Annotated in this window: 21 protein-coding genes; 4 read left to right on the top strand and 17 right to left on the bottom strand. The window is 65.4% G+C overall.

The window, feature by feature from the left end; translation table 11 throughout:
* Window positions 1–68: 68 nt before the first annotated feature.
* From ACLBKS_RS07970 to ACLBKS_RS08010, 9 genes are all read right to left on the bottom strand, one after another.
* Window positions 69–1,805 carry an IlvD/Edd family dehydratase gene (locus ACLBKS_RS07970; RefSeq protein ID WP_410192252.1) on the bottom strand — a complete coding sequence of 579 codons (1,737 nt, stop codon included), beginning with the start codon at window positions 1,803–1,805 and terminating at the stop codon, window positions 69–71.
* A gap of 30 nt (window positions 1,806–1,835) precedes the next feature.
* The gene (gene yjfF / locus ACLBKS_RS07975) at window positions 1,836–2,795 is read right to left on the bottom strand and encodes a galactofuranose ABC transporter, permease protein YjfF (RefSeq protein ID WP_410192369.1); all 960 of its coding nucleotides are present in this window, start codon (window positions 2,793–2,795) and stop codon (window positions 1,836–1,838) included.
* A 122-nt stretch (window positions 2,796–2,917) separates the two neighbouring features.
* Window positions 2,918–3,991 (bottom strand): ABC transporter permease, encoded by a 1,074-nt coding sequence (locus tag ACLBKS_RS07980; RefSeq protein ID WP_410192253.1) that lies wholly within the window; start codon window positions 3,989–3,991, stop codon window positions 2,918–2,920.
* Window positions 3,988–5,529, bottom strand: coding sequence for a sugar ABC transporter ATP-binding protein (locus ACLBKS_RS07985; RefSeq protein ID WP_410192254.1), 1,542 nt, complete (start codon window positions 5,527–5,529; stop codon window positions 3,988–3,990). The genes ACLBKS_RS07980 and ACLBKS_RS07985 overlap by 4 nt, the downstream gene beginning before the upstream one ends.
* A 13-nt stretch (window positions 5,530–5,542) precedes the next feature.
* Window positions 5,543–6,793 carry a multiple monosaccharide ABC transporter permease gene (gene mmsB / locus ACLBKS_RS07990; RefSeq protein WP_410192255.1) on the bottom strand — a complete coding sequence of 417 codons (1,251 nt, stop codon included), beginning with the start codon at window positions 6,791–6,793 and terminating at the stop codon, window positions 5,543–5,545.
* 2 nt (window positions 6,794–6,795) lie between these two features.
* Complete coding sequence (gene mmsA / locus ACLBKS_RS07995) at window positions 6,796–8,310, bottom strand: multiple monosaccharide ABC transporter ATP-binding protein (RefSeq protein WP_410192256.1); 1,515 nt, start codon at window positions 8,308–8,310, stop codon at window positions 6,796–6,798.
* A 33-nt stretch (window positions 8,311–8,343) separates the two neighbouring features.
* Entirely contained in the window at window positions 8,344–9,423 is a 1,080-nt protein-coding gene (gene chvE / locus ACLBKS_RS08000; protein ID WP_410192257.1) for a multiple monosaccharide ABC transporter substrate-binding protein, read from the bottom strand.
* A 142-nt stretch (window positions 9,424–9,565) separates the two neighbouring features.
* On the bottom strand, window positions 9,566–10,528 hold the full coding sequence (locus ACLBKS_RS08005) for an ABC transporter substrate-binding protein (protein ID WP_410192258.1): 963 nt from the start codon (window positions 10,526–10,528) through the stop codon (window positions 9,566–9,568).
* Window positions 10,529–10,565: 37 nt separating this feature from the next.
* The gene (locus tag ACLBKS_RS08010; protein ID WP_410192259.1) at window positions 10,566–12,017 is read right to left on the bottom strand and encodes an aldehyde dehydrogenase family protein; all 1,452 of its coding nucleotides are present in this window, start codon (window positions 12,015–12,017) and stop codon (window positions 10,566–10,568) included.
* 114 nt (window positions 12,018–12,131) lie between these two features.
* On the opposite strand from ACLBKS_RS08010, the gene ACLBKS_RS08015 reads away from it, so the two are divergent.
* The gene (locus ACLBKS_RS08015; protein WP_410192260.1) at window positions 12,132–13,091 is read left to right on the top strand and encodes a LysR family transcriptional regulator; all 960 of its coding nucleotides are present in this window, start codon (window positions 12,132–12,134) and stop codon (window positions 13,089–13,091) included.
* Window positions 13,092–13,118: 27 nt separating this feature from the next.
* Here the strand turns inward: ACLBKS_RS08015 and ACLBKS_RS08020 are convergent, their stop codons facing one another.
* A complete protein-coding gene (locus ACLBKS_RS08020; RefSeq protein WP_410192261.1) occupies window positions 13,119–13,913 on the bottom strand; it encodes an SDR family NAD(P)-dependent oxidoreductase in 795 nt (264 codons plus the stop codon).
* Window positions 13,914–14,045: 132 nt separating this feature from the next.
* On the opposite strand from ACLBKS_RS08020, the gene ACLBKS_RS08025 reads away from it, so the two are divergent.
* The 3 genes from ACLBKS_RS08025 to ACLBKS_RS08035 all read left to right on the top strand — a co-directional run bounded on the left by ACLBKS_RS08025 (window position 14,046) and on the right by ACLBKS_RS08035 (window position 16,597).
* A complete protein-coding gene (locus ACLBKS_RS08025) occupies window positions 14,046–14,999 on the top strand; it encodes an SMP-30/gluconolactonase/LRE family protein (RefSeq protein WP_410192262.1) in 954 nt (317 codons plus the stop codon).
* Between the two features lie 125 nt (window positions 15,000–15,124).
* Window positions 15,125–16,057, top strand: coding sequence for an aldose 1-epimerase (locus ACLBKS_RS08030; protein ID WP_410192263.1), 933 nt, complete (start codon window positions 15,125–15,127; stop codon window positions 16,055–16,057).
* 126 nt (window positions 16,058–16,183) lie between these two features.
* Entirely contained in the window at window positions 16,184–16,597 is a 414-nt protein-coding gene (locus ACLBKS_RS08035; protein WP_410192264.1) for a transcriptional regulator, read from the top strand.
* Window positions 16,598–16,604: 7 nt separating this feature from the next.
* Here ACLBKS_RS08035 and queF read toward each other — a convergent pair whose 3' ends face one another.
* From queF to ACLBKS_RS08070, 7 genes are all read right to left on the bottom strand, one after another.
* The gene (queF, locus tag ACLBKS_RS08040) at window positions 16,605–17,483 is read right to left on the bottom strand and encodes an NADPH-dependent 7-cyano-7-deazaguanine reductase QueF (RefSeq protein ID WP_410192265.1); all 879 of its coding nucleotides are present in this window, start codon (window positions 17,481–17,483) and stop codon (window positions 16,605–16,607) included.
* 5 nt (window positions 17,484–17,488) lie between these two features.
* The gene (gene yaaA / locus ACLBKS_RS08045; RefSeq protein ID WP_410192266.1) at window positions 17,489–18,280 is read right to left on the bottom strand and encodes a peroxide stress protein YaaA; all 792 of its coding nucleotides are present in this window, start codon (window positions 18,278–18,280) and stop codon (window positions 17,489–17,491) included.
* A 50-nt stretch (window positions 18,281–18,330) separates the two neighbouring features.
* Complete coding sequence (locus tag ACLBKS_RS08050; RefSeq protein WP_410192267.1) at window positions 18,331–18,753, bottom strand: GtrA family protein; 423 nt, start codon at window positions 18,751–18,753, stop codon at window positions 18,331–18,333.
* Window positions 18,753–20,285 carry a DUF6056 family protein gene (locus ACLBKS_RS08055; protein ID WP_410192268.1) on the bottom strand — a complete coding sequence of 511 codons (1,533 nt, stop codon included), beginning with the start codon at window positions 20,283–20,285 and terminating at the stop codon, window positions 18,753–18,755. Before ACLBKS_RS08055 ends, ACLBKS_RS08050 begins: the two co-directional genes overlap by 1 nt.
* Window positions 20,282–21,142 carry a ChbG/HpnK family deacetylase gene (locus tag ACLBKS_RS08060; RefSeq protein ID WP_410192269.1) on the bottom strand — a complete coding sequence of 287 codons (861 nt, stop codon included), beginning with the start codon at window positions 21,140–21,142 and terminating at the stop codon, window positions 20,282–20,284. The genes ACLBKS_RS08055 and ACLBKS_RS08060 overlap by 4 nt, the downstream gene beginning before the upstream one ends.
* On the bottom strand, window positions 21,139–22,191 hold the full coding sequence (locus ACLBKS_RS08065) for a glycosyltransferase (protein ID WP_410192270.1): 1,053 nt from the start codon (window positions 22,189–22,191) through the stop codon (window positions 21,139–21,141). Before ACLBKS_RS08065 ends, ACLBKS_RS08060 begins: the two co-directional genes overlap by 4 nt.
* Window positions 22,192–22,257: 66 nt before the next feature.
* Window positions 22,258–23,991: a SulP family inorganic anion transporter gene (locus ACLBKS_RS08070; RefSeq protein WP_410192271.1), complete on the bottom strand. Its 1,734-nt coding sequence runs from the start codon at window positions 23,989–23,991 to the stop codon at window positions 22,258–22,260.
* Between the last annotated feature and the right edge of the window lie 141 nt (window positions 23,992–24,132).

Consider the following 24,132-nt stretch of genomic DNA (forward strand, 5'->3'; position numbering starts at 1 on the left):
TCCCCCTGCCCGCAACGCGTTGCGTTGCGAGAGCGGGGGGAAGACGCGAAGCGGCGCAGGGGGGCATATCAGTGCGAGTGGCGAGGCACCGCAGACCCGCGGCAGCCCACCAGAAAATCGAAGTCGCAGCCCTCGTCGGCCTGTAGCACGTGGTCCACGTACAGGCGCTGGTAGCCGCCGCGACCGCCCATGTCGGCATTCTTGAGCGCCTGCATGCGCTGGGCCAGTTCGGCTTCGCTGATGTCCAGGTGCAGGCGGCCTTGTTCGCAATCGAGTTCGATGAAGTCACCGTCGCGCACGGCGGCCAAGGGGCCGCCCGCCGCGGCTTCGGGCGCGACATGCAGCACCACCGTGCCGTAGGCCGTGCCGCTCATGCGCGCGTCGGAGATGCGCACCATGTCCTTCACGCCTTGTCTGAGCAGCTTGGGCGGCAGGCCCATATTGCCGACCTCGGCCATGCCCGGATAGCCCCGGGGGCCGCAGTTCTTCATCACCATCACGCAGCTCGCGTCGATGTCCAGGTTCTCGTCGACGATGCGTTCCTTGTAGTGCTCCAGGTTCTCGAACACCACGGCGCGGCCTCGGTGTTTGAGCAGCTCGGGCGAGGCCGCTGAGGGCTTGAGCACCGCGCCGCGTGGCGCCAGGTTGCCGCGCAGGATGCAGATGCCCCCGTCGGCGATCAGCGGTTTGTTGATGGGGCGAATCACCTCGTCGTTGTACTGCGGCGCTTCGCGCACGTTGTCCCACAGGCTCTTGCCATTGACGGTGAGCGCGTTCGGGTGCGGCAGCAGCTTGTTCTCGCCCAGGCGGCGCAGCACGGCGGGCAGGCCACCGGCGTAGTAGAACTCTTCCATCAGGAAGCGGCCCGAGGGCTGCAAGTCCACCAGGGTGGGGGTGCCGCGGCCGATGCGGGTCCAGTCCTCCAGCTCCAGTTGAACGCCGATGCGTCCCGCGATGGCCTTGAGGTGGATCACGGCATTGGTCGAGCCGCCGATCGCCGCGTTGGTGCGGATGGCGTTCTCGAAGGCTTCGCGCGTGAGGATCTTGGACAGGCGCAGGTCCTCGTGCACCATCTCCACGATGCGTCGGCCCGACATGTGGGCCAGCACGTAACGGCGCGCGTCCACGGCGGGAATGGCCGCGTTGTGCGGCAGCGAGGTGCCCAGCGCCTCGGCCATGCACGCCATGGTGGAGGCCGTGCCCATGGTGTTGCAGGTGCCGGCCGAGCGCGACATCCCGGCCTCGGCCGCGAAGAATTGGTGCTCGTTGATCTCACCCGCCTTCAGCGATTCATGCAGGCGCCACACCGCCGTGCCCGAGCCGATGTCCTTGCCATCCAACTTGCCGTTGAGCATGGGGCCGCCCGTGACCACGATGGCGGGCACGTCGCAGCTGGCCGCGCCCATCAGCAGCGCGGGCGTGGTCTTGTCGCAGCCCACCAGCAGCACCACCGCGTCGATGGGGTTGCCGCGGATAGCCTCTTCCACGTCCATGCTGGCGAGGTTGCGCGTCAGCATGGCGGTGGGGCGCAGGTTGGATTCACCGTTGGAGAACACCGGGAACTCCACCGGAAAACCACCCGCCTCGTAGATGCCGCGCTTGACGTGCTCGGCGATCTTGCGGAAATGCGCGTTGCAGGGCGTGAGTTCCGACCAGGTGTTGCAGATGCCGATCACGGGGCGGCCATCGAACTCATGGTCCGGGATGCCCTGGTTCTTCATCCAGCTGCGGTACATGAAGCCGTTCTTGTCGGCGGTGCCGAACCATTCGGTGGAACGGAGTTTCTTTTTCGGAGGGGTGGTCATGATGCGAAGAAAAAAAGAGGAGAAGAAAAATCAGAGGGCGCGGGCCTGCTTGCGCACCAGCACGCGCTGCAGCAGGCAGAAGATGAGCAGCAGCACACCCACGACGATGCGGGTCCACCAGGAACTGAGCGTTCCGTCAAAGGAAATCAGCGTCTGGATGATGCCCAGCGTCAGCACGCCGAAGAGCGTGCCCGCCACGTAACCCACGCCGCCGGTCAGCAGGGTGCCGCCGATGACGACGGCCGCGATCGCGTCCAGCTCCATCCCGGTGGCGTGCAGGCCGTAGCCCGAGAGCATGTAGAAGGTGAAGACGACGCCGCCCAGTGCCGCGCAGAAGCCCGAGAGCAGGTAGGCCCCCACCAGGGTGCGGCGCACTGGCAAGCCCATCAGCACCGCCGACTGTTCGTTGCCGCCCACGGCGTAGACCGCGCGGCCGAAGGGCGTCCAATGGGCCACGAAGATGGCGGCCAGCAGCAACCCGACGGCGATCAGCGCGCCCAGGGAGATCGAGGCCGTTTCACCCAGCGGCAAGCGCCACTGGGCCAATTCGGAATAGCCTTCGTGGGTGATGGTGATCGAGTCAATGCTGATCAGGTAGCACAGGCCCCGTGCCAGGAACATGCCCGCCAGCGTCACCACGAAGGGTTGCAGCCGGTAGCGTTGGATCAGGAAGCCCATGAACGCGCCAAAGCTCGCGCCCATCAGCAGCACCAGGGGAATCGCCGCCAGCGGGCTCCAGCCATGGTGTTCGACCAAGGTCGCCAGCACCATGGTGCTCAAGGCCACGACGGAGCCCACCGACAGGTCGATGCCGCCGGACAGGATCACGAAGGTCATGCCGATCGCGACGATGATCAAGAAGGCGTTGTCGATCAGCAGGTTCAAGAACACCTGGACCGAGAAGAAGCCGGGATACAGCATCGACCCCAAGGCGGCCATGAGCACGAAGAGGGAGGTGGTGGCCGCGAGCGGCAGGTATTTGGCGTTCATGCCCGAGAACAGGAAAGGTGAGGGGTGGCCCGCCGAAGAGGCCGCCTCGGCGGCACCCGCTGGCAATGGCGCGGACGGGGAGAGCGACGAGGTGTTGGACAAGGACGTGGACGAGGTGCGCATCACCAAGCCTCCTTGGACACGCTGCGGCGCACGAGCACCCCCAATTCGGCGCGGAACTCCGGCGACTGCAAGAGCATCACCACGAACACGACGCCTGCCTTGACCACCAGATTGATCTCAGGTGGAACGCCCAGGGAATAGATGGCGTAGGTCAGCGTCTGGATGATCAAGGCGCCGATCACGCTGCCCACCAGGCTGAATCGCCCCCCCAGCAGCGAGGTGCCGCCCAAGGTCACGGCCAGGATGGCGTCCAGCTCCAGCAACTGCCCTGCGTTGTTGCCATCGGCGCTTTTCACGTTGGAGCTGATCAGCAGCCCAGCGATGCCCGCGCACACGCCGCAAAAGACGTAGGCGCCCAGGATCAGTCGCCCCGATTTCACGCCAGCCACCCGGGCCGCCGATGGGTTGATGCCCACGGCCTGGATGAAGAGGCCCAGCGCCGTGCGGGTGACGGCGAGGTAGAGCAAGACAAAGATCGCCGCCACCACGAAGAGGGAGAAGGGCAGGCCCGCGAAGTACCCGCCGCCCAGGAAGAAGTAGGGCTTGTAGTAGATGGTGATGATCTGCCCGTCGGTGATGAGCTGCGCGATGCCGCGGCCCGCCACCATCAGGATCAGCGTGGCAATGATGGGTTGCATGCCGACCCGTGCGACGAGCAGACCGTTCCACAGACCGCACAGCGCGGCGATACCGACCGCACCCAGCAGGGCCAGCGGCAGGGGGAAGCGGCTTTCATCCCCCGCGACCGAGCCGCCGATCATCCAGGCTGCCACGGCCGCGGCGATGGCCACCACCGCGCCGACCGAGATGTCGATCCCGCGCGTGGCGATCACCATGGTCATGCCCAGGGCGACCAGCACCAGGGGCGCGGCGCGGTTCAGGATGTCGATCAGGCTGCCGTACAGGTGGCCATCGCGCCACTCGATGTGCAGAAAGCTGTCGTTGAACGCCGTGTTCACCGCCAGCAGCAGCAACAGCGTCAACAGGGGCCAAGCCAAGCGGTGCCGCAACAAGGCGGTCAAGACGGAGACGGTCAAAGGTGCGCTCGTGGCGCTGGGGTTGGGGCGGTTCATCCTGCGGCAATCAACTCGTAAACGGCGTCCTCGCTGCTGCCCGCGGGCAGTTCACCGACCTTCTGGCGGTCGCGCAGCACCACGATGCGGTGCGCGACACGCACCACCTCGCTCATTTCGGACGAGATGAAGAGCACGGCCATGCCGGCCTGCGCCAGGCGCAGGATCTGGTCCATGATTTCTTGCTTGGCGGCCACGTCGATGCCGCGCGTGGGTTCGTCCAGGATCAGCAGGCGCGGTTCGGTGGCGAGCCAGCGCGCCAGGATGGCTTTTTGCTGGTTGCCGCCGGACAAGAGGCCGATCGGCGTTTCCACGCTCGCGGTCTTGATGCCCAGGAGATCCACGTAACGCTGCGCCAGCGCGCTTTGTTCGGCCCGCGAGATGAAGCGGCCCATGCCCTGGCGGGCCTGCAAGGCCAGGGCGATGTTTTCGCGCACCGACAGGTCGGCGACGATGCCATCGGTCTTGCGCTCCTCGGGGCACAGGGCCAAGCCATGGCGGATCGCGTCCATGGGGTTGGAGAACGTCCTCACCTGGCCGTCGATGCGCAGCACGCCGCGGTCTGGCAGTTCCAGCCCGAACAGCAGGCGTGCCAGCTCGGTGCGGCCCGCGCCCAGCAATCCGGCCAGCCCGACCACCTCGCCCGCGCGCAGGCGCAGGTCCATGGGCTGAAGCTGGCCGCCCTGGCCCAGACCGTCCACCTCCAACAAGGCAGGCTGGGTGGCATCGAAGGCGGGTTCCGCCTGCCGCTGGGTGGAGGATGCGGCCAATTCACGGCCCAGCATGGCCGCGATCAAGGCCGGGGCCGGCAAATCCCCGACCCGCCACTCGCCCACCCAACTGCCGTTGCGCAGCACGGTGATGCGGTCCGAAATGGCATAGACCTGGTTCAGGAAGTGCGTGACGAACACGATGGACAAGCCCTCGTCACGCAAGCGGCGCAGCACGTCGAAGAGCTTGCGCACTTCGTCATCGTCCAGGCTGGACGTGGGTTCGTCCAGAATGAGGACGCGGGATTCAATGCTGAGCGCGCGCGCGATGGACACCAGTTGCTGCACCGCCACCGGGTAGTCGGACAGCAGGCGGGTCACGTCGATGTCCAGGCCCACGCGGGCCACGAGTTCACGCGCGTGCTGGTGGACCGCGGTCCAGTCGATGCGCCCACCTTGGAGCCAAGATTTGCGTGGGTAACGGCCCGCGTAGATGTTCTCCGCCACCGACAGGTTGGGGCAGAGGTTGACTTCCTGGTAGACGGTGCTGATGCCCATGCGCTGCGCGGCCAGCGGCGAATCCGGCCAGGCGGAGATCGGTTCGCCGGCTGACTCGGTTCCCGTCAACCGCATTTGCCCGCCGCTGGGCGGCAGCGCGCCGGTCAGCACCTTGATCAGCGTGGACTTGCCCGCGCCGTTCTGGCCCATCAGCGCGTGGATCTCGCCGGGGTAGAGGCGCAGTTGCACGTCGCGCAGCACCGGGATGCCCGCGAACTGCTTGTGGATGCCGCTGAGCTCCAGTACGGGCGTTGGGGATAGGCTGCTCATGGTGTTCCAGACTTCAGGTCTTGTTCTTGCCGTAGACATCGACCAGTACCGCCGCCAGCAGCACCACGCCCTTGATGACCTGCTGGTAGTCGATGCCGATGCCCAGGATGGACATGCCGTTGTTCATCACGCCCATGACGAAGGCGCCAATCACCGCGCCCAGCACCTTGCCCACGCCCCCCGAGGCCGAGGCACCGCCGATGAAGCAGGCGGCGATCACATCCAGCTCAAAGCCCAGTCCAGCCTTGGGCGTTGCCGTGTTCAAGCGCGCGGCGAACACCAGACCGGCCAGCGCGGCCAGCACGCCCATGTTGACGAAGGCGTAGAAGGCCAGGCGTTCGGTCTTGATGCCAGACAGCTTGGCTGCTTTTTCGTTGCCGCCCATGGCGTAGAGGCGGCGGCCCACGGTGGTGCGGCTGGTGACGAAGTCGAACAGCACGATCAGCACGGCCATCACGACCAGCACATTGGGCAGCCCCTTGTAGGACGCCAGCAGGTAGCTGAAGTAAATCAGCAGGGCGGCGAACACGGCGGTCTTGAGGCTGAACAGGGCCGGAGGCTCAACCTGCATGCCATGGCGCAGCCGCTTGGCGCGGGAGCGCAGCACCGCCAAGGTCAAGGCCGCGGCGGCGGCCACGCCCAGCCACAGGGAGGTGAGGCGCAGATTCTCGGCGTTGAAGAAGTCGGGGATGAAGCCCGAGCTGAGCATTTGGAAGGCATCGGGGAATGGCCCCACCGACTGGCCCGCCAGCAGCGCCAGCGCCAGGCCCTTGAAGACCAGCATGCCCGCCAGCGTGACGATGAAGGAGGGGATGCGCGAGAAAGCCACGAACCAGCCCTGGACCGCGCCGATCAGTCCACCGCACAGCAGGCAAACCAGCGTCGCGGGCAGGAAGTGCCATTCGTACTGCACCATCAGCACCGCGGCCAGCGCGCCGATGAAGCCGCAGACCGAGCCCACCGACAGGTCGATGTGACCTGCCACGATGACGAGCAACATGCCCAAGGCCATGATGACGATGTAGCTGTTTTGCAGCACCAGGTTGGTGAGGTTCAAGGGCTGCATCAGCGTGCCCTCGGTCATGACCTGGAAGAAAGCCATGATCGCGATCAGCATGATCAACATGCCGTACTCGCGGAAGTTTTGCTTGAGGTAGTGGAGCGTGGAACGGCCCGCGTGCGCATTCGCGTTTGCATGCGCTTGAGCGGGCAGGGGCAAGGCCTGGCTCGGGGAAGGCTGGGTGGTGGCGGAAGACTGGGACATGGTCAGGCGGTTTTCACGATGGCTCGCATGATCTTTTCCTGGGAGGCTTCGGCCGTGGGCATCTCGGCGACGAAGCGGCCCTCGTCCATCACGTAGATCCGGTCCGAGATGCCAAGCAGCTCGGGAAGCTCGGAGGAGATCACGATCACGCACTTGCCCTCCTGGGCCAGCTGCGCGATGAGGGTATAGATTTCGTACTTGGCGCCCACGTCGATGCCGCGCGTGGGCTCGTCGAGGATGAGCACCTCGGGGTTGGTGAAGAGCCACTTGCTCAACACCACCTTTTGCTGGTTGCCGCCCGAGAGGTGCACCGTCTTCTGGTCCACACCCGCGCAACGGATGCGCAGCCTTTGCCGGTAGTCCTGCGCGATCTGATGTTCGCGTGCGTCGTCGATCACGGTGGCGCGCGAGACGCCTTCAAGGCGGGCCAGCGGAACATTGAAACGGATGTCTTCATCGAGCACCAGGCCGTAGCCCTTGCGGTCCTCGGTGAGGTAGGCCAGGCCGTGGCGAATGGCCTTGCCCACCGTGCTCACGTCGATGGCTTGTCCGTTGAGCAGCACTTGGCCGCTGATGCGCTGGCCCCAGGAACGTCCGAAGATGCTCATGGCCAGTTCGGTGCGGCCTGCGCCCATCAGCCCGGCAATGCCCACGATCTCGCCGCGCTTGACCTGCAGGTTGACGCCCTTGATGAAGGCGTCGCCGCGCTCGGGATGGTGCACATGCCAATCGCGTACCTCGAAGGCGGTTTCACCGATGCGGGGCTGGCGGCGCGGGTAACGGTCTTCCATCTTGCGGCCGACCATGGCCTGGATCACGCGGTCTTCGCTCACCGGGCCTGCGCGGCAGTCCAGCGTCTCCACCGTGCTGCCGTCGCGCAGCACGGTGATGGCGTCCGCAACGCGCGCGATCTCGTTGAGCTTGTGCGAGATCAGGATGCAGGTGATGCCCTGTCCCTTGAGTTCCAGCAACAGGTCGAGCAGGGCCTGGCTGTCCTCTTCGTTCAAGCTCGCGGTCGGCTCGTCCAGGATCAACAGCTTGACCTCGCGCGACAACGCCTTGGCGATTTCCACCAACTGTTGTTTGCCGATGCCCAGCTGACCCACGAGCGCGTCCGAGGGTTCGCGCAGGCCGACCTTCTTGAGCACGGCCTGGGTCTTGGCGTGAGCGACCATCCAGTCGATCACGCCGTGGCGCGCTGTTTCCTTGCCGAGGAAGATGTTCTCGGCGATGGAGAGCAGAGGCACCAGGGCCAGCTCCTGGTGGATGATGATGATCCCCAGACGCTCGCTGTCGCGGATGCCTTCAAAGCGGCGCTCCTGACCGTCGAAGCGGATCGAACCGTCGTAGCTGCCATGCGGATGGATGCCGGACAGCACCTTCATCAGCGTGGACTTGCCCGCGCCGTTTTCGCCGACGATGGCATGGATCTCGCCGGCCTGGACCCGAAGGTTCACCCGGTCCAGGGCGACCACGCCTGCGAAGGTCTTGCGGATGTCCCGCATCTCGAGCAGCATGAGACGAACGCTCCGTCGGTCAGGTATGCGGTCTTACTTGAGTTGGGCTTCGGTGTAGTAACCGCTGCCCACCAGCACCTGCTTCCAGTTGGAAGCGTCCACCGCCACCGGCTTGAGCAGGTAGGAGGGCACGACCTTCACGCCGTTGTTGTAGGTCTTGGTGTCGTTGATCTCGGGGGTTTTGCCCGAAAGCACGGCGTCGACCATGTTGGCGGCGACCTTGGCCAGCTCCCGCGTGTCCTTGAACACGGTGGAATGTTGCTCGCCCTTGAGGATGGACTTGACGGACGGGATCTCCGCGTCCTGGCCGCTGACCACCGGGCAAGGTTGCTGCGCCGTGCAGTAGCCCACGCCCTTGAGCGAGGACAGGATGCCGATCGACAGGCCGTCATAGGGTGACAACACGGCGTGGACCTTGTCCTTGCCGTAGAAGGCGGACAGCAGGTTGTCCATGCGTGCCTGCGCGACCGCGCCGTCCCAGCGCAGCGTGCCGACCTTGTTCATGCCCGTCTGCTTGCTGCGCACCACCAGCTTTCCGCTGTCGATGTAGGGCTGCAGCACGCTCATGGCGCCGTCATAGAAGAAGTAGGCGTTGTTGTCGTCGGGCGAGCCGCCGAAGAGTTCGATGTTGAACGGGCCCTTGCCTTGCTTCAGGCCCAGCTTGTCCACGATGGAGGTGGCCTGCAGCACGCCGACCTGGAAGTTGTCGAAGGTGGCGTAGTAGTCCACGTTCTTCGAGCCCTTGATCAGGCGGTCGTAGGCGATGACCTTGATGCCCTTGTCGGCGGCGTTCTGCAACACGCGCGACAGCGTGGTGCCGTCGATGGAGGCGATCACCAGGACTTTCACGCCTTTGGTGATCATGTTTTCGATCTGGGCCAGCTGATTCGGAATGTCGTCTTCCGCGTATTGCAGTTCCGTGCGGTAGCCGCGTGCCTTCAGCACCTTGACCATGTTGTCGCCGTCGGCGATCCAGCGCGACGAAGACTTGGTGGGCATCGAAATGCCGATGCTGCCCTTGTCTTGAGCGGACGCGGTGTGCGCGAGGCCGAGAGCACCCAAGGTGCCCAAAGCCAGGGTGGCCACCAGGGCCTGAAGGGTGGTTCGTTTCATGTGTGTGTCTCCTGCTTGTTCATGGTGCGTGGCCCCGCCGCGCTGAATGGCGTGGACAGGGCCTTGGGCCCGCGCGAGGGGAAACCGCCGAGAGGGTCGGCGGCCTCGGGTCAGGCCCGTGAGCGATCAGCCGATCGCTCGATCAGTACTTGCGCTTGGGGAATTCCTGGGCGGCGATTTCCATGGGGAAAATGCCTTCCTGGGTCACGATGCGCTTTTGCACCGGCTTGCCCGCCTTGATGTCCTTGGCGGCGGCCATCAGCTGCGGGCCCAGCAGCGGGCTGCATTCCACGCTCACGTTGAGCTTGCCCGCGATCATGGCCTCGAAGGCGCCCTTCACGGCGTCGATCGAGATGATGACGATGTCCTTGGCCGGCTTCAGGCCCGCCTCTTCGATCGCCTGGATCGCGCCGATGGCCATGTCGTCGTTGTGCGCGTACAGCACGTTGATCTTCTTGCCCTCGGCCTTCAGGAAGGCTTCCATGACTTCCTTGCCCTTGGCGCGGGTGAAGTCACCGGTTTGCGAGCGGATGATCTTGAACTTCGGATCGGCCTTGATGATTTCCTCGAAGCCCTTCTTGCGGTCGATCGCGGGGGCCGAGCCCACGGTGCCTTGCAGCTCGACGATGTTGACCTGGCCCTTTTCGTTCTTCATCTTCTCGACCAGCCAGCGGCCGGCCTTGCGGCCTTCTTCCACGAAGTCGGAGCCGATGAAGGTCACGTACAGGGAGGTGTCCTTCACATTGACCGCGCGGTCGGTCAAGATCACCGGGATCTTGGCGGCCTTGGCTTCGCGCAGCACCGGCTCCCAGCCCGACTCGACCACGGGCGAGAAGGCGATCACGTCCACCTTCTGCGCGATGAAGGAACGGATGGCCTTGATCTGGTTTTCCTGCTTTTGCTGGGCGTCGGAGAACTTGAGTTCGATGCCCGCTTCCTTCGCCGCCGATTTGATCGACTCGGTGTTGGCCGTGCGCCACTCACTCTCGGCACCGACTTGGCTGAAGCCCATGACGAGCGGTTTTTGCGCCCAAGCGCCCGTGGGCAGGGCGGCCAGTGGCGCGCAGGCCAAGGCCAAGGTGAGGATGCGGCGGTTGAGTCTCATGGTTTTGTCTCCTGGTTGTTGAAGTGAGAAAAAAAGATCAGGCCAGCATGTAACCGGTCTTGACCGTGGTGAAAAACTCGGCGGCGTAACGGCCTTGCTCGCGTGGCCCGTGGCTGGAAGCCTTGCGGCCTCCAAAGGGCACATGGAAATCCACGCCCGCGGTGGGCAGGTTGACCATGGTCATGCCGACATCGGCGTGCCGCTTGAAGTGCATGGCGTGCTTGAGCGAGGTCGTGCAGATCCCGGCGCACAAACCGAAGGGCGTGTCGTTGGCCAGCGTCAGGGCGTGGTCGTAGTCCTCCGCGCGCAGCACGCAGGCCACGGGGCCGAATACTTCCTCGCGCGCGATGCGGTGCTCGGGCCGCGCCAGAAACAGAGCCGGGCTCATGTAGTGGCCGGGTGTGGGCCGTTCCAACCGTTCGCCGCCCCAGACCTGTTCGGCGCCTTCGTTGCGTGCGATCTCGACATAGGCGAGGTCTTGGTCGAGCTGATTCTTATCCACCACGGGGCCCATCTCGATGCCGCGCTCCAGCGCATGGCCGACCTTGAGGTCCACCAGGCGCTGGCGCAGCCGCGCCACGAAGGCGTCATGCACCTTGGCTTCCACGATCAGGCGGCTGGACGCGGTGCAGCGCTGCCCGGTGGAGAAATACGCGCCTTGCAGCGCGCAGTCCACGGCCTGCTCCAGATCGGCGTCGGCCAGCACCACCAGCGGGTTCTTGCCGCCCATTTCCAATTGCACCTTGGCACGCCGAGCGCTGGCCGCCTGCAGGATGCGTTCGCCGGTGGGCACCGAGCCGGTGAAGCTCAGTGCGTTGACCAGGGGATGGTCCACGAGGGTTTGGCCCACTTCACGGCCGCTGCCCATCACCAGATTGAAGACCCCCGCAGGCAGTCCGCAGCGGCTGATGATGTCGGTCAGGGCCCAGCCGCAGGCAGGCACCAGCTCGGCCGGTTTGAACACCACGGTGTTGCCGTAGGCCAGCGCGGGCGCGATCTTCCAGGCCGGAATCGCGAAAGGGAAATTCCAGGGCGTGATCAGCCCCACCACCCCCACGGGCTCACGGGTCACGTCCACCTGCACGCCGGGGCGCACCGAGGCGATGGTGTCGCCGGGCACGCGCAGCGCCTCGCCCGCGAAGAACTTGAAAATTTGCCCGGCACGGGCCACCTCGCCGATGGCTTCGGGCAGGGTCTTGCCTTCCTCGCGCGCCAGCAGGGTGCCCAGTTCGTCCTTGCGCGCCAGGATCTCGCTGCCGATCTGGTCCAGCGCATCGGCACGGCGTTGAGGGGTGCTCAGGCTCCAGGACGGCAGGGCGTCGGCCGCGGCCCGGATGGCTTCCTCGGCCTGGTTGCGGTCGGCCCGGGCGTATTCGGCCACCACTTCCCGCGTGTCCGAGGGGTTGATGCTCGTGCCCGTGGTGCTGCCGCTCACCCAACGCCCGTTGATGTAGTGGCGGGGTGTGGGCTGGGTGTCACCGCGTTTCATGGAGGGGTCGGGCCGTTTACTGAATGTGGAAGCGGAGTCTATGGATGTTTTTAATATCAATCCAATAGATTTTTATGCAAAATAGATATCACTATCTGCATTCTGGAAAACCAGATGAGTACTTACAACCATTGGTTCATCCGCGCCCGCCTCAAGACCCGCCAACTGCTGCTGCTGGTGGCCTTGGCCGAAGAGGGCAATATCCACCGGGCCGCGCAGGTGCTCAGCATGACCCAGCCCGCAGCTTCCAAGCTGCTCAAGGACTTGGAGGACGTGCTGGAAGTGCCGCTGTTCGAACGCCTGCCGCGCGGCATGCGGCCCACGTGGTACGGGGAAACCATGATCCGGCATGCCCGCATGGCCTTGGCCAGTCTGAACCAAGCGCATGACGAACTGGGCGCGCTCAAGACCGGGCATTTCGGCCAAGTCGGGGTCGGCGCGATCACCTCGCCCGGCCTGCGGGTGTTGCCGGCGGCGGTGGCCTTGGTCAAACAGGAGCATCCCAGCCTGCGGGTGTCGCTGGACATCGAGACCAGCCCGGTGCTGCTGGAGCGGCTGGAGCAGGGACGGCTGGACATTCTGGTAGGGCGGCTGTTCGCCGAGCACGACAAGGCGCATCTGCGTTACGAGCCCTTGACCAGCGAGCAGGTCTGCGCGGTGGCCCGGCCGGGTCACGCCTTGCTGGGCATGAGCGGGCTGACCTTGCGTGACGTCGTGTCAGCCGGTTGGATTCTTCCGCCCTCGGGCAGCGTGTTGCGGCACCGCTTTGACCTGATGTTCCAGCAGGAGGGCCTGGCACCGCCGCTCAACATCGTCGAGACCTCGTCGCTGCTCTTCATCACCCGCATGCTGCAGCAGAGTGACATGGTGGCCGTGCTGGCGGTTGACGTGGCGCAGTACTACGCCGCGCACGGCATCATGTCGATCCTGCCCATCGACCTGCCTTGTCACATGGACGATTTCGGCATCATCACCCGCACCGACCGCCTGCTCTCGCCCGCGGCCAAGGTGATGATGAAGGCCATCAAGCAGACCAGCCAGGCCCAGTACGGGCGCCGCCTGGACCCGGACTGAGCGTTGCCCTCATCCGGGTGAGCCGAATCACACCCAGCCAGCGTCCACCTTGAATTCCTGCGCCGTGCACATGGCTGCGTCGTCCGAGGCCAGGAAGAGCACCATGCGCGCGATGTCGTGCGGTTGCAGCTTGTCGGGCAGGCACTGGTTGCGCTGGATTTCCTGCTCGCCTTCCGCGTCCAGCCAGAGCTTGATCTGGCGCTCGGTCATCACCCAGCCAGGCGAGACGGTGTTGATGCGGATGCGGTCACGCCCCAGGGGCTTGGCCAGCCCGCGCGTCAGGCCATTCACCGAGGACTTGGCGATGGCGTAGCAGGGGTAGGCGCCGCCCTTGCCCTGCCAGCCCGTGGAGCCCAGGTTGATCACCGAACCCGCCCCCAAGCGGCGCATGCCCGGCACCACGGCCTGGATGGCGAAGAAGGCTGGACGTTCATTGATCGCCATGCGCTCGTCGTAGTACTCGGGTGTCACGGACTCCAGCGTGTGGCGGTCGTCGTTGGCCACGTTGTTGACCAGGGCCGAGAAGTCGCCCAATTCCTTCGCGGCGTCTTGAATCGCCGATTGCAGTGCGCGCACGTCGCGCACGTCGCAGACCCGCCACCAGGGTCGGGCATGCCCGGCCTGGGCCACTTGCTCGGCCAGTTTTTCACTGGCGTCACGGGCCACGTCCACGAAGGCCACGCGCGCTCCTTGTTCGGCGAAGGCGCTCACGATGGCTGCGCCGATGCCGCTGCCGCCGCCCGTGATGAAGACGGCACGGTCTTTCAGGCTGGGGAAACGGGAAAACTGGGAGGTCGTTGGGGTCGAGATGCTGGATGACATATCAATAAAAATATCAATAAATAGTAAAAAAAAGGATTCCGTATATTAATGTGCGTTGATAAGATGGGCTGTGTCAAGAGGCCAACACCGGAGCCATGCCGGACTTGGCGAAAAACAAAGATGGAGACCTGCATGCCTGCCCAGGACATTCCCACTGCCGCCCCCTGGCGGCCTGAATCCGTGGCCCCCGTGATCGGCGAACTGCGTTGCGTGCAGGCGGCGGGTGCCGAACTCGGCGAGGGGCTGCTCTGGTCGGTACGGGAACAGGCGCTGTACTGGGTGGACATCTTGTCGCGCCAATTGCACCGCTGGGACCCGCGAACCGGGGCGCAAGCCCACTGGACCTTTGCCGAGGAAATCTCCGCCCTGGCCGAACGCGCCCGCGCCCCCGGTCTGGTCGTGACCTTGCGCAGGGGCTATGCCTTGTTCGATCCGGCGGTCGGTGGCGAGCCCCGCTACCTGCAGCAACCCGAACCCGAGCGCACGGGCAACCGTTTCAACGACGGCAAATGTGACGCCCAGGGGCGTTTTTGGGCGGGCTCCATGGACTTTGCCTGCGTGGCCTCCACTGGCGCGCTCTACCGCCTGGACCCAGATGGCCGCTGCACCCGCCATGAAGACGGCTTTGCCGTCACCAATGGTCCGACCTGGGCTGGGGGCGATATCGGGCGGCGGCGTCACCTGTACTTCAATGACACGGTGCAAGGCCGCGTCTACCGCTACGACAGCGACCCCGTCGCGGGCACGCTGTCCAACAAGGTTCTGTGGAAGCAATTCGCGGCAGGGGAGGGCCTGCCCGACGGCATGACCACCGACGCGCTGGGCCGCCTCTGGATCGCCCATTGGGGCGGCGCCTGCGTGAGTTGCCATGACCCGCACACCGCCGAGGAATTGGGTCGTGTCACCTTGCCCACCAGCCAAGTCACCAACTGCGCCTTTGGTGGCCCCGATCTGCGCACCCTCTACATCTCCACCGCGCGGGTCGGCATGGGCCCCGCGCAGCTGGCGGCCGAGCCCCTGGCCGGCGGGCTGTTCGCGGTGGAGCTGGACAGCCCGGGTCTGCCGGCGCACCTCTACGGCGGGTAGTTCCCGCATGCGACGGGGTGGGTTCGCGCATCGCGCAAGGCGCGTGCATGGTCCGTCGGCCCGCCGCTCTGTTCCCACCTGATTTCCCTCTTTCCCTTGTCCTATTTTTTGATGAAAGTGCATGCATGAGCCACTCCACGCATCCCATCGTTTGGTTGAACCACGCCGGGCAGCATCTGGGCCTGGTTCCCAGCCTCGGCGGTAGCGTCGCCGCATGGCAGGTCGATCTGCCCTCGGCCCCGCAAGGCCGACTTGACCTCTGGCGGCCCTGGGACGGCCGCACCCCGGATCTGTACCAGCTGGCCTCCTTCGCCATGGTGCCTTGGTCGAATCGCATCAGCGGTGGCGGTTTTGAACACGAGGGCCGTTTCCACGCCATGCAGCCCAACCGCGCGGGCGAGCCCTACCCCATCCATGGCGATGGATGGCTGCAGCCTTGGACCCTGAGCCAGCCCGCGCCCGACACCCTGGAGATGACCCTGCATTCGCGCGGCTTCCAAGGCAATCCCTACGACTACGAAGCCGTTCAAACCTTCCGCTTGGTGGAGGGGGGCTTGGACCAGCAAGTGCGCTTGCGCCACCTGGGCGCATCGCCCTTGCCCTATGGCATTGGCCTGCACCCGTGGTTCCCGCGCACGCCCCAGACGCGCATCACGGCGCCCGTGCAGGGCGTTTGGCTCAGTGGCCAAGACCCCTTGCCCGTGGGCCACACGGCGCAGTTCCCGCAAGGTTGGGATCTGAACCAAGGCATCTCGGCCCACGGAAGCTTGATCGACAACGGCTACACCGGCTGGGGCGGTCAAGCCCGCATCGAGTGGCCTGAGCACGGCCTTGCCTTGACGGCCCACATGCCCGACTTCGACGCGGACGGCGGCGCGGCGTCGCATTACTGCCTCATCTATCGCCCACCGCAAGGACCGGCCTTCTGCTTCGAGCCCATCACCCAACCCATCGACGCCTTCCACTTGCCGGGGCGCCCGGGTCTGCGCGTCCTGGGTTCCGGCGAGACCTTGGTGATGCGCGTGGGCTGGCGCTTTGCTGCGCTGGCCCGAGGCTGATCCGTTCTTCAGGGCCGTCTCGCACGGGGCTCCAACCTCACGGTCCCGTGCGAATGAAACTTCTAATTGAATTTTCAATTCAACAGTTAGTGCATTTCCCATGCCATCGAAATTTAGTTTCAGGGCATGGACAACAAGCTCGAATTCGCCCGGCGCCTGCGCGAGGCCATGGCGGCGGCGGGGCTGGATCCCCGGCCCAGCGTGCTGTTGAACTTGTTCAACAGCCGCTACTGGGGACGCTCGGTCACCTTTCAGGCGGTGTCGCGCTGGTTGAAGGGCGAGGCGATTCCCGCCCAGGACAAGTTGGTGGTGCTGGCCGAACTGCTGCGGGTCGAGCCCAGCGTCCTGCGCTTCGGAGTTCAATCACAAACGCGCTTGCAAGCCCGTGAACGGCGCTGGGAAGAGGGCGTGGGTTACACGGAGCGCGAGACCTTCGAGGCCTTTCTGAACCTGCCGCCCCCGCAACGCAAGCTGGTGGGCGACCTCATCCGATCTTTCGCGGCTTTGACCGGCAAGGGCGGGGAGCCGGGGAAGCGCTAGGGCCTGTTCACTGACGCGCCGTGCGCACGTTCGGCGGCAAGGTCTGCGGGTGGCTGCTGCGCCAGGGGTTGATGTCCAGGCCACCGCGGCGCGTGTAGCGCGCGTAGACCGTCAGCTTGGTCGGCTTGCAGCGCCGCATCACGTCCATGTAGATGCGTTCCACGCATTGCTCGTGGAATTCGTTGTGCTGGCGGAAGCTCACCAGGTACTGCAGCAGGCCGGCCTGGTCGATCTGCGGGCCGCTGTAGCTGATCTGCACGCTGCCCCAGTCGGGTTGACCGGTCACCAGGCAGTTGCTCTTGAGCAGGCTGCTGGTCAGCGTTTCCGTCACCGGTTGCTCGTCGAAGGCCGCGCTCAGCAGCTCCGGCGCGGGTTGGTACTGCGTGCACTCCACGTCCAGACGGTCGAGGCTCAGGCCATCGAGTTCGTGAATGGGCTCCTGGTCGAACTGCTCGGGCGTGAGCAGGCGCAGGCCCACGAAGCCGGACTTGCCCGAGCCACGCCAGACGGCCTCGCTCAAATCCACGCGCAGTCGGACCTTCACCTCGTCCACGTCGGCGAACTGGGTGTTGTTGAAACTGTTGAGGTAGAGCTTGAAAGATTTGCTCTCGACGATGTTGGGCGTCTCGCAAGGCACGGTGATGTGCGCGATGGCCACCTGTGGCTTGCCGCGCGCGTTGAGCCAGCTCAGTTCATAAGCCGTCCAGAGGTCGGCGCCCAGGAAAGGCAGGGTGCTTCCTTTCTTCAGCTGGGGGATACCAATTTCTTCGCGCTTGGTCGCGCGCGGCAGCGGGAAAAGCAGGCCAGGGTCATACTGGTCCTTGTAGGCCGAGGTCTTGCCGAGCTGGGAGTCCTCGGGCTTGGGGGCGGATGGGGTCATGGCCATGAGGATCAGTCCTGGACGCGGCGGCGGAACACCAGGCGGTCCGGCTCGGACGCTGCCGCGTCGAAGGTGTAGCCGTCCACCTTGAACTTCTCGAGTTGCTTGGGCGTGGTGACGCGCTTGCTGGCGGCATAACGGGCCATCAGGCCACGCGCGCGCTTGGCGTTGAAGCTGATCACCTTGTAGGTGCCGCCTTTGTAGTCCTCGAACACGCACTCGATCACGCGGGCCTGCAGCACCTTGCGGTCCACGGACTTGAAGTACTCCTGTGAGGCCAGGTTGACGACGATGGGGTTCTTCTCCCCGGCGAGTCGCCCGTTCAGGTGCTCGGCGATCGTGCTGCCCCAGAACTGGTAGAGGTTCTTGCAGGCTTTGCCGTTCTTGTGAGTTGGCAGGGTCGTGCCCATTTCGAGGCGGTAAGGTTGCATCCAGTCCAAGGGACGCAACACACCGTAAAGGCCACTGAGGATGCAGACATGGTCTTGCATCCAATCCAGGGTTTCGGGTGGGAGGGTCTTCGCGTCCAGCCCTTCGTACACGTCGCCGTTGAAGGCCAGCACGGCCTGGCGCGAATTCTTCGCCGTGAACTTGGGCGACCAGGCCGCGTACCGGGCCACGTTCAGTTGAGACAGCGCATCGCTCAGGTCCATGAGGCTGGCGATCTCTTGGGGCGAGTAGCCGCGCAGGACTTGGATCAGCGCGGCGGCCTGTTGGGCGAACAGGGGCTGGCTGTGCGGCAACGCAGCGGCAACCGGGCTGTCGTAGTCCAGGGATTTGGCGGGGGAGAGGAGAAACAGCATGGGCGGATTATGCGGAGTGCTTGAAGCGCTTCATGGGGCTTCACGGCGCTTCACGGCGTTTCGGGCCGGGACGCGGACCGGAACGCCCAGTAGCGGCTGGCGAGAAAGGTCAGCACGGCCTGCACAACCAGGATGCCGGCCAGCAAGCCGTCGTAAGGCAGTTCAGTGCTGTGCAGCAGCGCCACGTAGACGATTTCGTTGAGCGCGAAATTGCTGGCCGAGATCAGGAAGAGGCGGCGTGCCGCCACGCCCCAGGGGGCTTGGGCGGCGCGGAAGGTCAGGAAGTGATGGCCGGCGAACGACACCATGAAGGCGATCAGCCATCCGGCCCCATTGGCCAGCGCCGGGGTCCAGGCGAACTGCGAGACCAGCAGCACCGTCACGCCCCAATGGGTGAGCGCGGCGCCCGTGCCCACGGCGACGAACAAGGATAACTGTCGGGCGAGTCGCGCGACTCGGATCAGGCGCGACATCAGCGTGGCCTTTTTCGGATCTCCCGGCCCCAGGCTTCCATGGCCTGCTGCTCGGCTTGCTCGTCGGGTGTCAGCATGGCCCGTGCCTGCTCGATCGTGCGGTAGGGGCCGGTCGCGTCAAATTGACGGATGGGGGACCAGGTGCCCTCGAACCAGCTCACCATCTCGTCGTTGAAGAACTCGGAGAAGGGCTCGGACTCATCGCGCAGCAAGGGCAGCCAGTGGTATTTGGGAATGAAAATGTAGACGTCGCCCCGCGCCATGCCGTCGTGGATGATCTGCTGGCGCACGGCGTTCTGCTCAGCGACCTGGTGGTAGGCGCGCAGCATCAGTCCGTAAGAGAGGGCAAAGACCAGTGCCAACGCGGCGGTGCAGGCATGCAGGCCCTGGCGCAGGCGGCTGGGAACGGTGCCGATCTCTTGCCGCTCCCACCAGAGCATCAGGGTACTGACGACCAGCAGCAGGTAGACCAGCGTGCCCGCGAGCGAGCGCTGCGGCAGCACAGGCGAGGCGACCATGATGGCCAGTGAAAAGACCGCAGCCAGCATGAAGAGCCAAGCCATGACCACTTGGGGCTTGGCCACCGCCGTCCTGAGGCGCTGGGCGATCAGCAGCAGCACCAGAGCGGCCAGCAGCACCAGCCCCAGATGGTGCAAGGCCAGGGGCGCGCGTTCCGTGAAGTGCAGCAAGAAGCGCTCATCCCAGCCCAGCTTGTTCCACTGGATGTAGATCTGTTGGCGGACCGCATTGCCCGGGGCCAGCAGCAAAGCCGCCGCGCCCAGCGAGAAAGCGAGACCCAAGGCCAGCAGCTTGGCGTGCCAGACCCGCCAGCGACCGCCGTCCCGCACGAAGAGCACATACAGCCCCACCAAGCCCATCAGCATCAGGCTGGACAGGCTGGTGTTTTCATTCGTGCAACCCGCGATCGGCGCGAGCATCAGGGTCAGTATGAAGCGTACGGGCCACCCCGCGCGGTCGGAGGGTAAGGATTTGGGTTCCAGCGCTTCGCGCAGGTACAGGCCCAGAAAAAGCAGGTGCAGCACATTCGTCCACACATAGTTGGCCGATCCAACGAGCCAGAAATTGATTTCACCCAATGCGGGGTTGCCCAGCCAGTAGAGCAGGAACAGCAAGGCGAAGGTCTGAACCGACTTCCATGGCCGCGAGCGCCGTGCGCGTTCAGAGGCAAGGGAGGTGCTCCGGTACAGTTCAAAGCGCGGCAGCCACCACAGCACACCGATCAGCGCGACGAAGGCCAAGGTGTTGACGGTGGCCGCCAGAGCGTGGCTGCGCGTGATCAGCACGGCGCTGGACAGGAAATCCGCCACCAGCCGGCCGCTCCAGTTCGTGTAATGCCTCCACGTCGCGGCCCAAGTAATGCCCTTGTGCGTGTAGGCGTAGTCGTCCGAGTGCATGGGCGTGAACAGCTGCAAGGGCAGCATCAGCGCGAAGCAGGCCAGCAGCGCCAACAGCATGGGCACCCAGGTCTTGCGGTCGTTCATCAGGCGGGCGGGCGGGGGCAGGGGGCTCATGGAAGCAGGTCGCTCAGACGTTGCACCTGCACACCGGCCGCGTGCAGTGCTTCGGTGTAAGCCGACGAGGTGAAATACCGATGCTCCACCACGCGTTGGGCGGCGATGAGGTCCGGTGGTCCGCTGTCCAGCACTCGGTTGGCCGGGTGGCACATGATCAGCATGCCCGGCTGCGCGGCCTTCAGCCACTGATCGAAGCAGGCGCCGTAGTCGGCGCGGTCAAAGCCGTAGACGCCGGCAAAGCCGTGGTTGCTGGCGTAGCCAAGTCGCAGCAGCTCGTTCGCCAGGGTGCTCCCGCCCAAGCGCTCCAGCACCTGGGCCTTGCCACGCCAGGCCCGGCTCGCGCGGACCGTGTTGCGTATCCAGGGCTGTGTCGCGCCCTGGCCGGACGAATTGCGTTGGGGGTAACGTTGCGCCACCACGTCCAACAGCAGGTCGCGCACGCCGCGAAACTGGTGCACATGTTGATGCCCGTCGATGAAATCCGGCGTCCGGCCCACGCCTTGCTCGAAGGCGTCGAGTTGCCGTTGCAGGGTGGTGGCAATCATCGTCCTCACCGTGGGGCGATTCAATTCGCCGACCAGACCACGCAGGATCCAGCCATTCAAGGACCCCGCGGCCGAGCCGCCAAAACCCTCCGTCAGGTTGAAATGCAGGCCAATGTCTGCTTGCCGATGGAGGTCCACCCCGGCTTGCATGCGCTCGCGCAGGGCCGGGGCGGCTTGCTCGCGCCAGGACGGTGCCGTGCTGAAACAGCTCGCTGCGCTCAGCGCTTTTTGATCCAGCAGATTCAGAATGCCCGCGCTGATGGCGGCGTTCTGCGCGTAGTCATCGGCGCAGACGGCGATCGGGATCATGGACCCCGGCCTTCTTTCGCGCCGCCTGGGCCGCTGGCGTTCGGGGACACAGGTCGATCGGCGTGAGCGGCCACGCCGCCATCCACGTCCCGGGCCAGCAAATACAGGGGCCGCCGCTTGACCTCGTCGTATACCTGGCTCAGGTATTGCCCGACAATTCCAATCGAAATCAGCTGGATGCCCGAGAAGAACATCAGCCCCGCTGCCAGCGTGGGCCAGCCACGCACATCGCTGCCCCAGATCAGGTGCTCCACGACGATGTAAAGGCCATAAAAGAACGCGATCAACGAGATCACCGCCCCAATCCCGCTCCAGATGCGCAGCGGCAACGTGGTGAATGCCATGACCCCATTGACCGCCAACTGCGCCAGACGGTGCAAGTTGAAGCTGGATTGGCCGGAGGCGCGCTCGGCGGGCGTGAAGGGCAGACCGATGCTGCGGTAGCCCACCCAGGCGTACAGGCCCTTCATGAAGCGGTTGCGCTCGGGCAGCTGGCGCAGTGCGTCGGCGACCTGGCGGTCGAGCAGGCGGAAGTCGCCCGCGTGGCGTGGCATGTGGATGGAGGAACTCAGTTCCATCAATCCGTAAAAGGCACCCACGCCCCAGCGTCGCAAAAGGCTTTCCTTCTCGCGGCTGGCCAGCACGCCGTACACCATGTCGTAGCCCTCGCGCCAGAGGCGGACCATTTCCGGCAGCAGGGCCAAGGGGTGCTGGTAGTCGGCGTCAATCAAGAGCACCGCGTCGCCCCGGGCATGTTCGATGCCTGCGGTCAGGGCCACTTCCTTGCCGAAGTTGCGCGCCAGCGAGAGGTAGCGCAGACCCGGCCGCGGCAGCAGGGACGCCATCACGCTCTCCGTGTTGTCCGTGCTGCCATCGTTCACGACGATGATTTCATAGGACTCGCACAGCGGTTTCAGGGCCTGGGCCAAGTCCTCGATGAACGCGGCCAGGTGGCCCGCCTCGTTGTAGGCGGGAACCACGCACGACAGGACGCTGCGTTCCGGGCGAGCGACCGGGAAAGCGAGAGAGGTGTTGGGGGCCTGCGCCATGCGCGAACCTGGTTGTTTCGAATTGGGGCGGGAGTGTAGCCGAAGGCCGCTGACCCACGCCCTGGTTCAGGGCTCGCCCTCGCCACGTGTCAAAGCGAGTGCCGCCAGCGCTTCCGCGTCCGTGCGGTACAGCCGGTGCGCGGGTTCTTGTGCCCGCCAGCCCGCGCGGGCCAAGGTTTGCTCCACGGGCAGCTTCATGCCGCTGATGTGCAGCACCACCTGCTGCTCTCGGAGATGCTGGGCGATCTTGAGGAAGGTCTCGGCGCCCGTCGCGTCCAAACGGTTGATGGATTGCGCGAACACGACCAAATGCCGGGTGTCGGGGTGCGCGGTCAGGTGCTCCACGATGGCCCGCTCGAACTCCGCCGCGCTGGCGAAATCCAGGGCAGCGTCCATGCGCAGGCCGACGGTGTGCGGGGCCAGCGGTGGCAGATGCCAGAGATGGCGGTCTCGCAGGCTGCCGTCAGGGTGCAGCCCCACCTCGATGATGCGCGGGTGCAGTCGCGTGTAGAGGAAGTGGCCCAGCGACAGCACGACCCCCGTCAACACGCCCCAGTAAAGCTGGGGCGCGGCCAGCAGGGTCACGGTGAACGTGAGCGCCGCGATCAAGGCCTCCGCCCGCGCCACCCGCCACAACCGGGCGAACTCACGGGGCTTGATGAGGCCGAGCACCGCGGTCACGACGATGGCCGCCAGCACGGACAGCGGCACGTGGTGCAGCACGGGGATGAAGAACAGCAAGGCCAGCAGCACCACCACCGCGCTGAACACGGTGGCCCAGCCGGTGCGCGCGCCCGCGTACAAATTGAGCGCGGAGCGCGAGAAGGAACTGCTGACCGGGAAGGCCCCCGAGAAGCCGGCGGCGATCTTGCCGAGGCCTTGGCCGATCAAATCTTGATCTTGGTTCCAGCGCGTGCCGCTGCGCTCGTGGTCCACCTTGGCGCTGGACGCGGTTTCCAGGAAGCTGATCAGGGTGATCACCAGCGTGGGCAGCACCAGCGTGCCCAACACGCTCCAGCCCGGCCAGCCGGGCAGGGCCAGCGAGGGCAGGCCGGCGGGCAGGGCGCCCACCACGGCGCCGCCTGAAGCCTCGTAAGCGCTCAGATAGGACAGGCCGGACGTCGCCAGCACGGCCACCAGCACCGCCGGAAAGCCGGGGCGCCAGCGCCGGGCCAGCAACAGCCAGGCCAGGGTGCCCGCGCCAAAGGCCAGGGCGCGCCCGTCGATCGCGGTGATGAGGTTCTGGGGTGTGGCAAGCCAGGGCAGCCAGTCGGAGGGGCCATCCGTTGCGGCGCCCACGCCCAGCAAGGCGCGCACTTGCGAACCAATGATCAGCAGCGCCGCAGCCTGGGTGAAAGCCGTGAGCACCGGCGCATTGACCACGTTGAGCAGCCAGCCAAAGCGCATGAAGCCCAGCAGCAATTGCAGCAGACCCGACAGCAGCGCCAACCACATTGCGAGCTGTACCCATTGCGCCGAACCTGGTTGCAAGCCAGGCACGGCGCCTGCCAGCCCGGCGCCGACCAGCAGGCCGGTCAGCGCCGTGGGGCCGACGGCCAGGCGTGTCGACGAGCTGAACAGCACAGCGAGGATGGCTGGCAGGATGGCGGCGTAGATGCCGGTCACGGGGGGCATGCCCGCCAGCGTGGCGTAGGCCACGCTCTGAGGAATCAGCATCAAGCCCACGGTCAATCCCGCCAAGGCCTCGCCGCGCAGCAGCACGCCGGTGGGGCGAGGCCAGTTCAGGAAGGGGAGCAGCGCAGGCAGGCGCGCGCGCCAGGGCGCGGAGGGGGAGGGCATGGCCGGGATTATTTCAAATGCTTCGCGGCAAGCGCCATGGCGAACCGGAGCGATCCGTCGCGGCCAGAGCTGGCCCGACGGAGGTTCAGAGGCCATGTCCTAAAATCAGGGGCTTTCAAGGATGCTTCTTCCGCGCGCAAC

Source organism: Hylemonella sp. W303a, from assembly GCF_046452315.1.
Classification (GTDB): Bacteria; Pseudomonadota; Gammaproteobacteria; order Burkholderiales; family Burkholderiaceae_C; genus Hylemonella.

What these genes read in the sequence shown, in the direction of transcription:
- ACLBKS_RS07970 (WP_410192252.1), bottom strand. Translation starts at nt 1,805, where the DNA reads ATGACCACCCCTCCGAAAAAGAAACTCCGTTCCACCGAATGGTTCGGC.
- yjfF (WP_410192369.1), bottom strand. Translation starts at nt 2,795, where the DNA reads ATGAACGCCAAATACCTGCCGCTCGCGGCCACCACCTCCCTCTTCGTG.
- ACLBKS_RS07980 (WP_410192253.1), bottom strand. Translation starts at nt 3,991, where the DNA reads ATGAACCGCCCCAACCCCAGCGCCACGAGCGCACCTTTGACCGTCTCC.
- ACLBKS_RS07985 (WP_410192254.1), bottom strand. Translation starts at nt 5,529, where the DNA reads ATGAGCAGCCTATCCCCAACGCCCGTACTGGAGCTCAGCGGCATCCAC.
- mmsB (WP_410192255.1), bottom strand. Translation starts at nt 6,793, where the DNA reads ATGTCCCAGTCTTCCGCCACCACCCAGCCTTCCCCGAGCCAGGCCTTG.
- mmsA (WP_410192256.1), bottom strand. Translation starts at nt 8,310, where the DNA reads ATGCTGCTCGAGATGCGGGACATCCGCAAGACCTTCGCAGGCGTGGTC.
- chvE (WP_410192257.1), bottom strand. Translation starts at nt 9,423, where the DNA reads ATGAAACGAACCACCCTTCAGGCCCTGGTGGCCACCCTGGCTTTGGGC.
- ACLBKS_RS08005 (WP_410192258.1), bottom strand. Translation starts at nt 10,528, where the DNA reads ATGAGACTCAACCGCCGCATCCTCACCTTGGCCTTGGCCTGCGCGCCA.
- ACLBKS_RS08010 (WP_410192259.1), bottom strand. Translation starts at nt 12,017, where the DNA reads ATGAAACGCGGTGACACCCAGCCCACACCCCGCCACTACATCAACGGG.
- ACLBKS_RS08015 (WP_410192260.1), top strand. Translation starts at nt 12,132, where the DNA reads ATGAGTACTTACAACCATTGGTTCATCCGCGCCCGCCTCAAGACCCGC.
- ACLBKS_RS08020 (WP_410192261.1), bottom strand. Translation starts at nt 13,913, where the DNA reads ATGTCATCCAGCATCTCGACCCCAACGACCTCCCAGTTTTCCCGTTTC.
- ACLBKS_RS08025 (WP_410192262.1), top strand. Translation starts at nt 14,046, where the DNA reads ATGCCTGCCCAGGACATTCCCACTGCCGCCCCCTGGCGGCCTGAATCC.
- ACLBKS_RS08030 (WP_410192263.1), top strand. Translation starts at nt 15,125, where the DNA reads ATGAGCCACTCCACGCATCCCATCGTTTGGTTGAACCACGCCGGGCAG.
- ACLBKS_RS08035 (WP_410192264.1), top strand. Translation starts at nt 16,184, where the DNA reads ATGGACAACAAGCTCGAATTCGCCCGGCGCCTGCGCGAGGCCATGGCG.
- queF (WP_410192265.1), bottom strand. Translation starts at nt 17,483, where the DNA reads ATGGCCATGACCCCATCCGCCCCCAAGCCCGAGGACTCCCAGCTCGGC.
- yaaA (WP_410192266.1), bottom strand. Translation starts at nt 18,280, where the DNA reads ATGCTGTTTCTCCTCTCCCCCGCCAAATCCCTGGACTACGACAGCCCG.
- ACLBKS_RS08050 (WP_410192267.1), bottom strand. Translation starts at nt 18,753, where the DNA reads ATGTCGCGCCTGATCCGAGTCGCGCGACTCGCCCGACAGTTATCCTTG.
- ACLBKS_RS08055 (WP_410192268.1), bottom strand. Translation starts at nt 20,285, where the DNA reads ATGAGCCCCCTGCCCCCGCCCGCCCGCCTGATGAACGACCGCAAGACC.
- ACLBKS_RS08060 (WP_410192269.1), bottom strand. Translation starts at nt 21,142, where the DNA reads ATGATCCCGATCGCCGTCTGCGCCGATGACTACGCGCAGAACGCCGCC.
- ACLBKS_RS08065 (WP_410192270.1), bottom strand. Translation starts at nt 22,191, where the DNA reads ATGGCGCAGGCCCCCAACACCTCTCTCGCTTTCCCGGTCGCTCGCCCG.
- ACLBKS_RS08070 (WP_410192271.1), bottom strand. Translation starts at nt 23,991, where the DNA reads ATGCCCTCCCCCTCCGCGCCCTGGCGCGCGCGCCTGCCTGCGCTGCTC.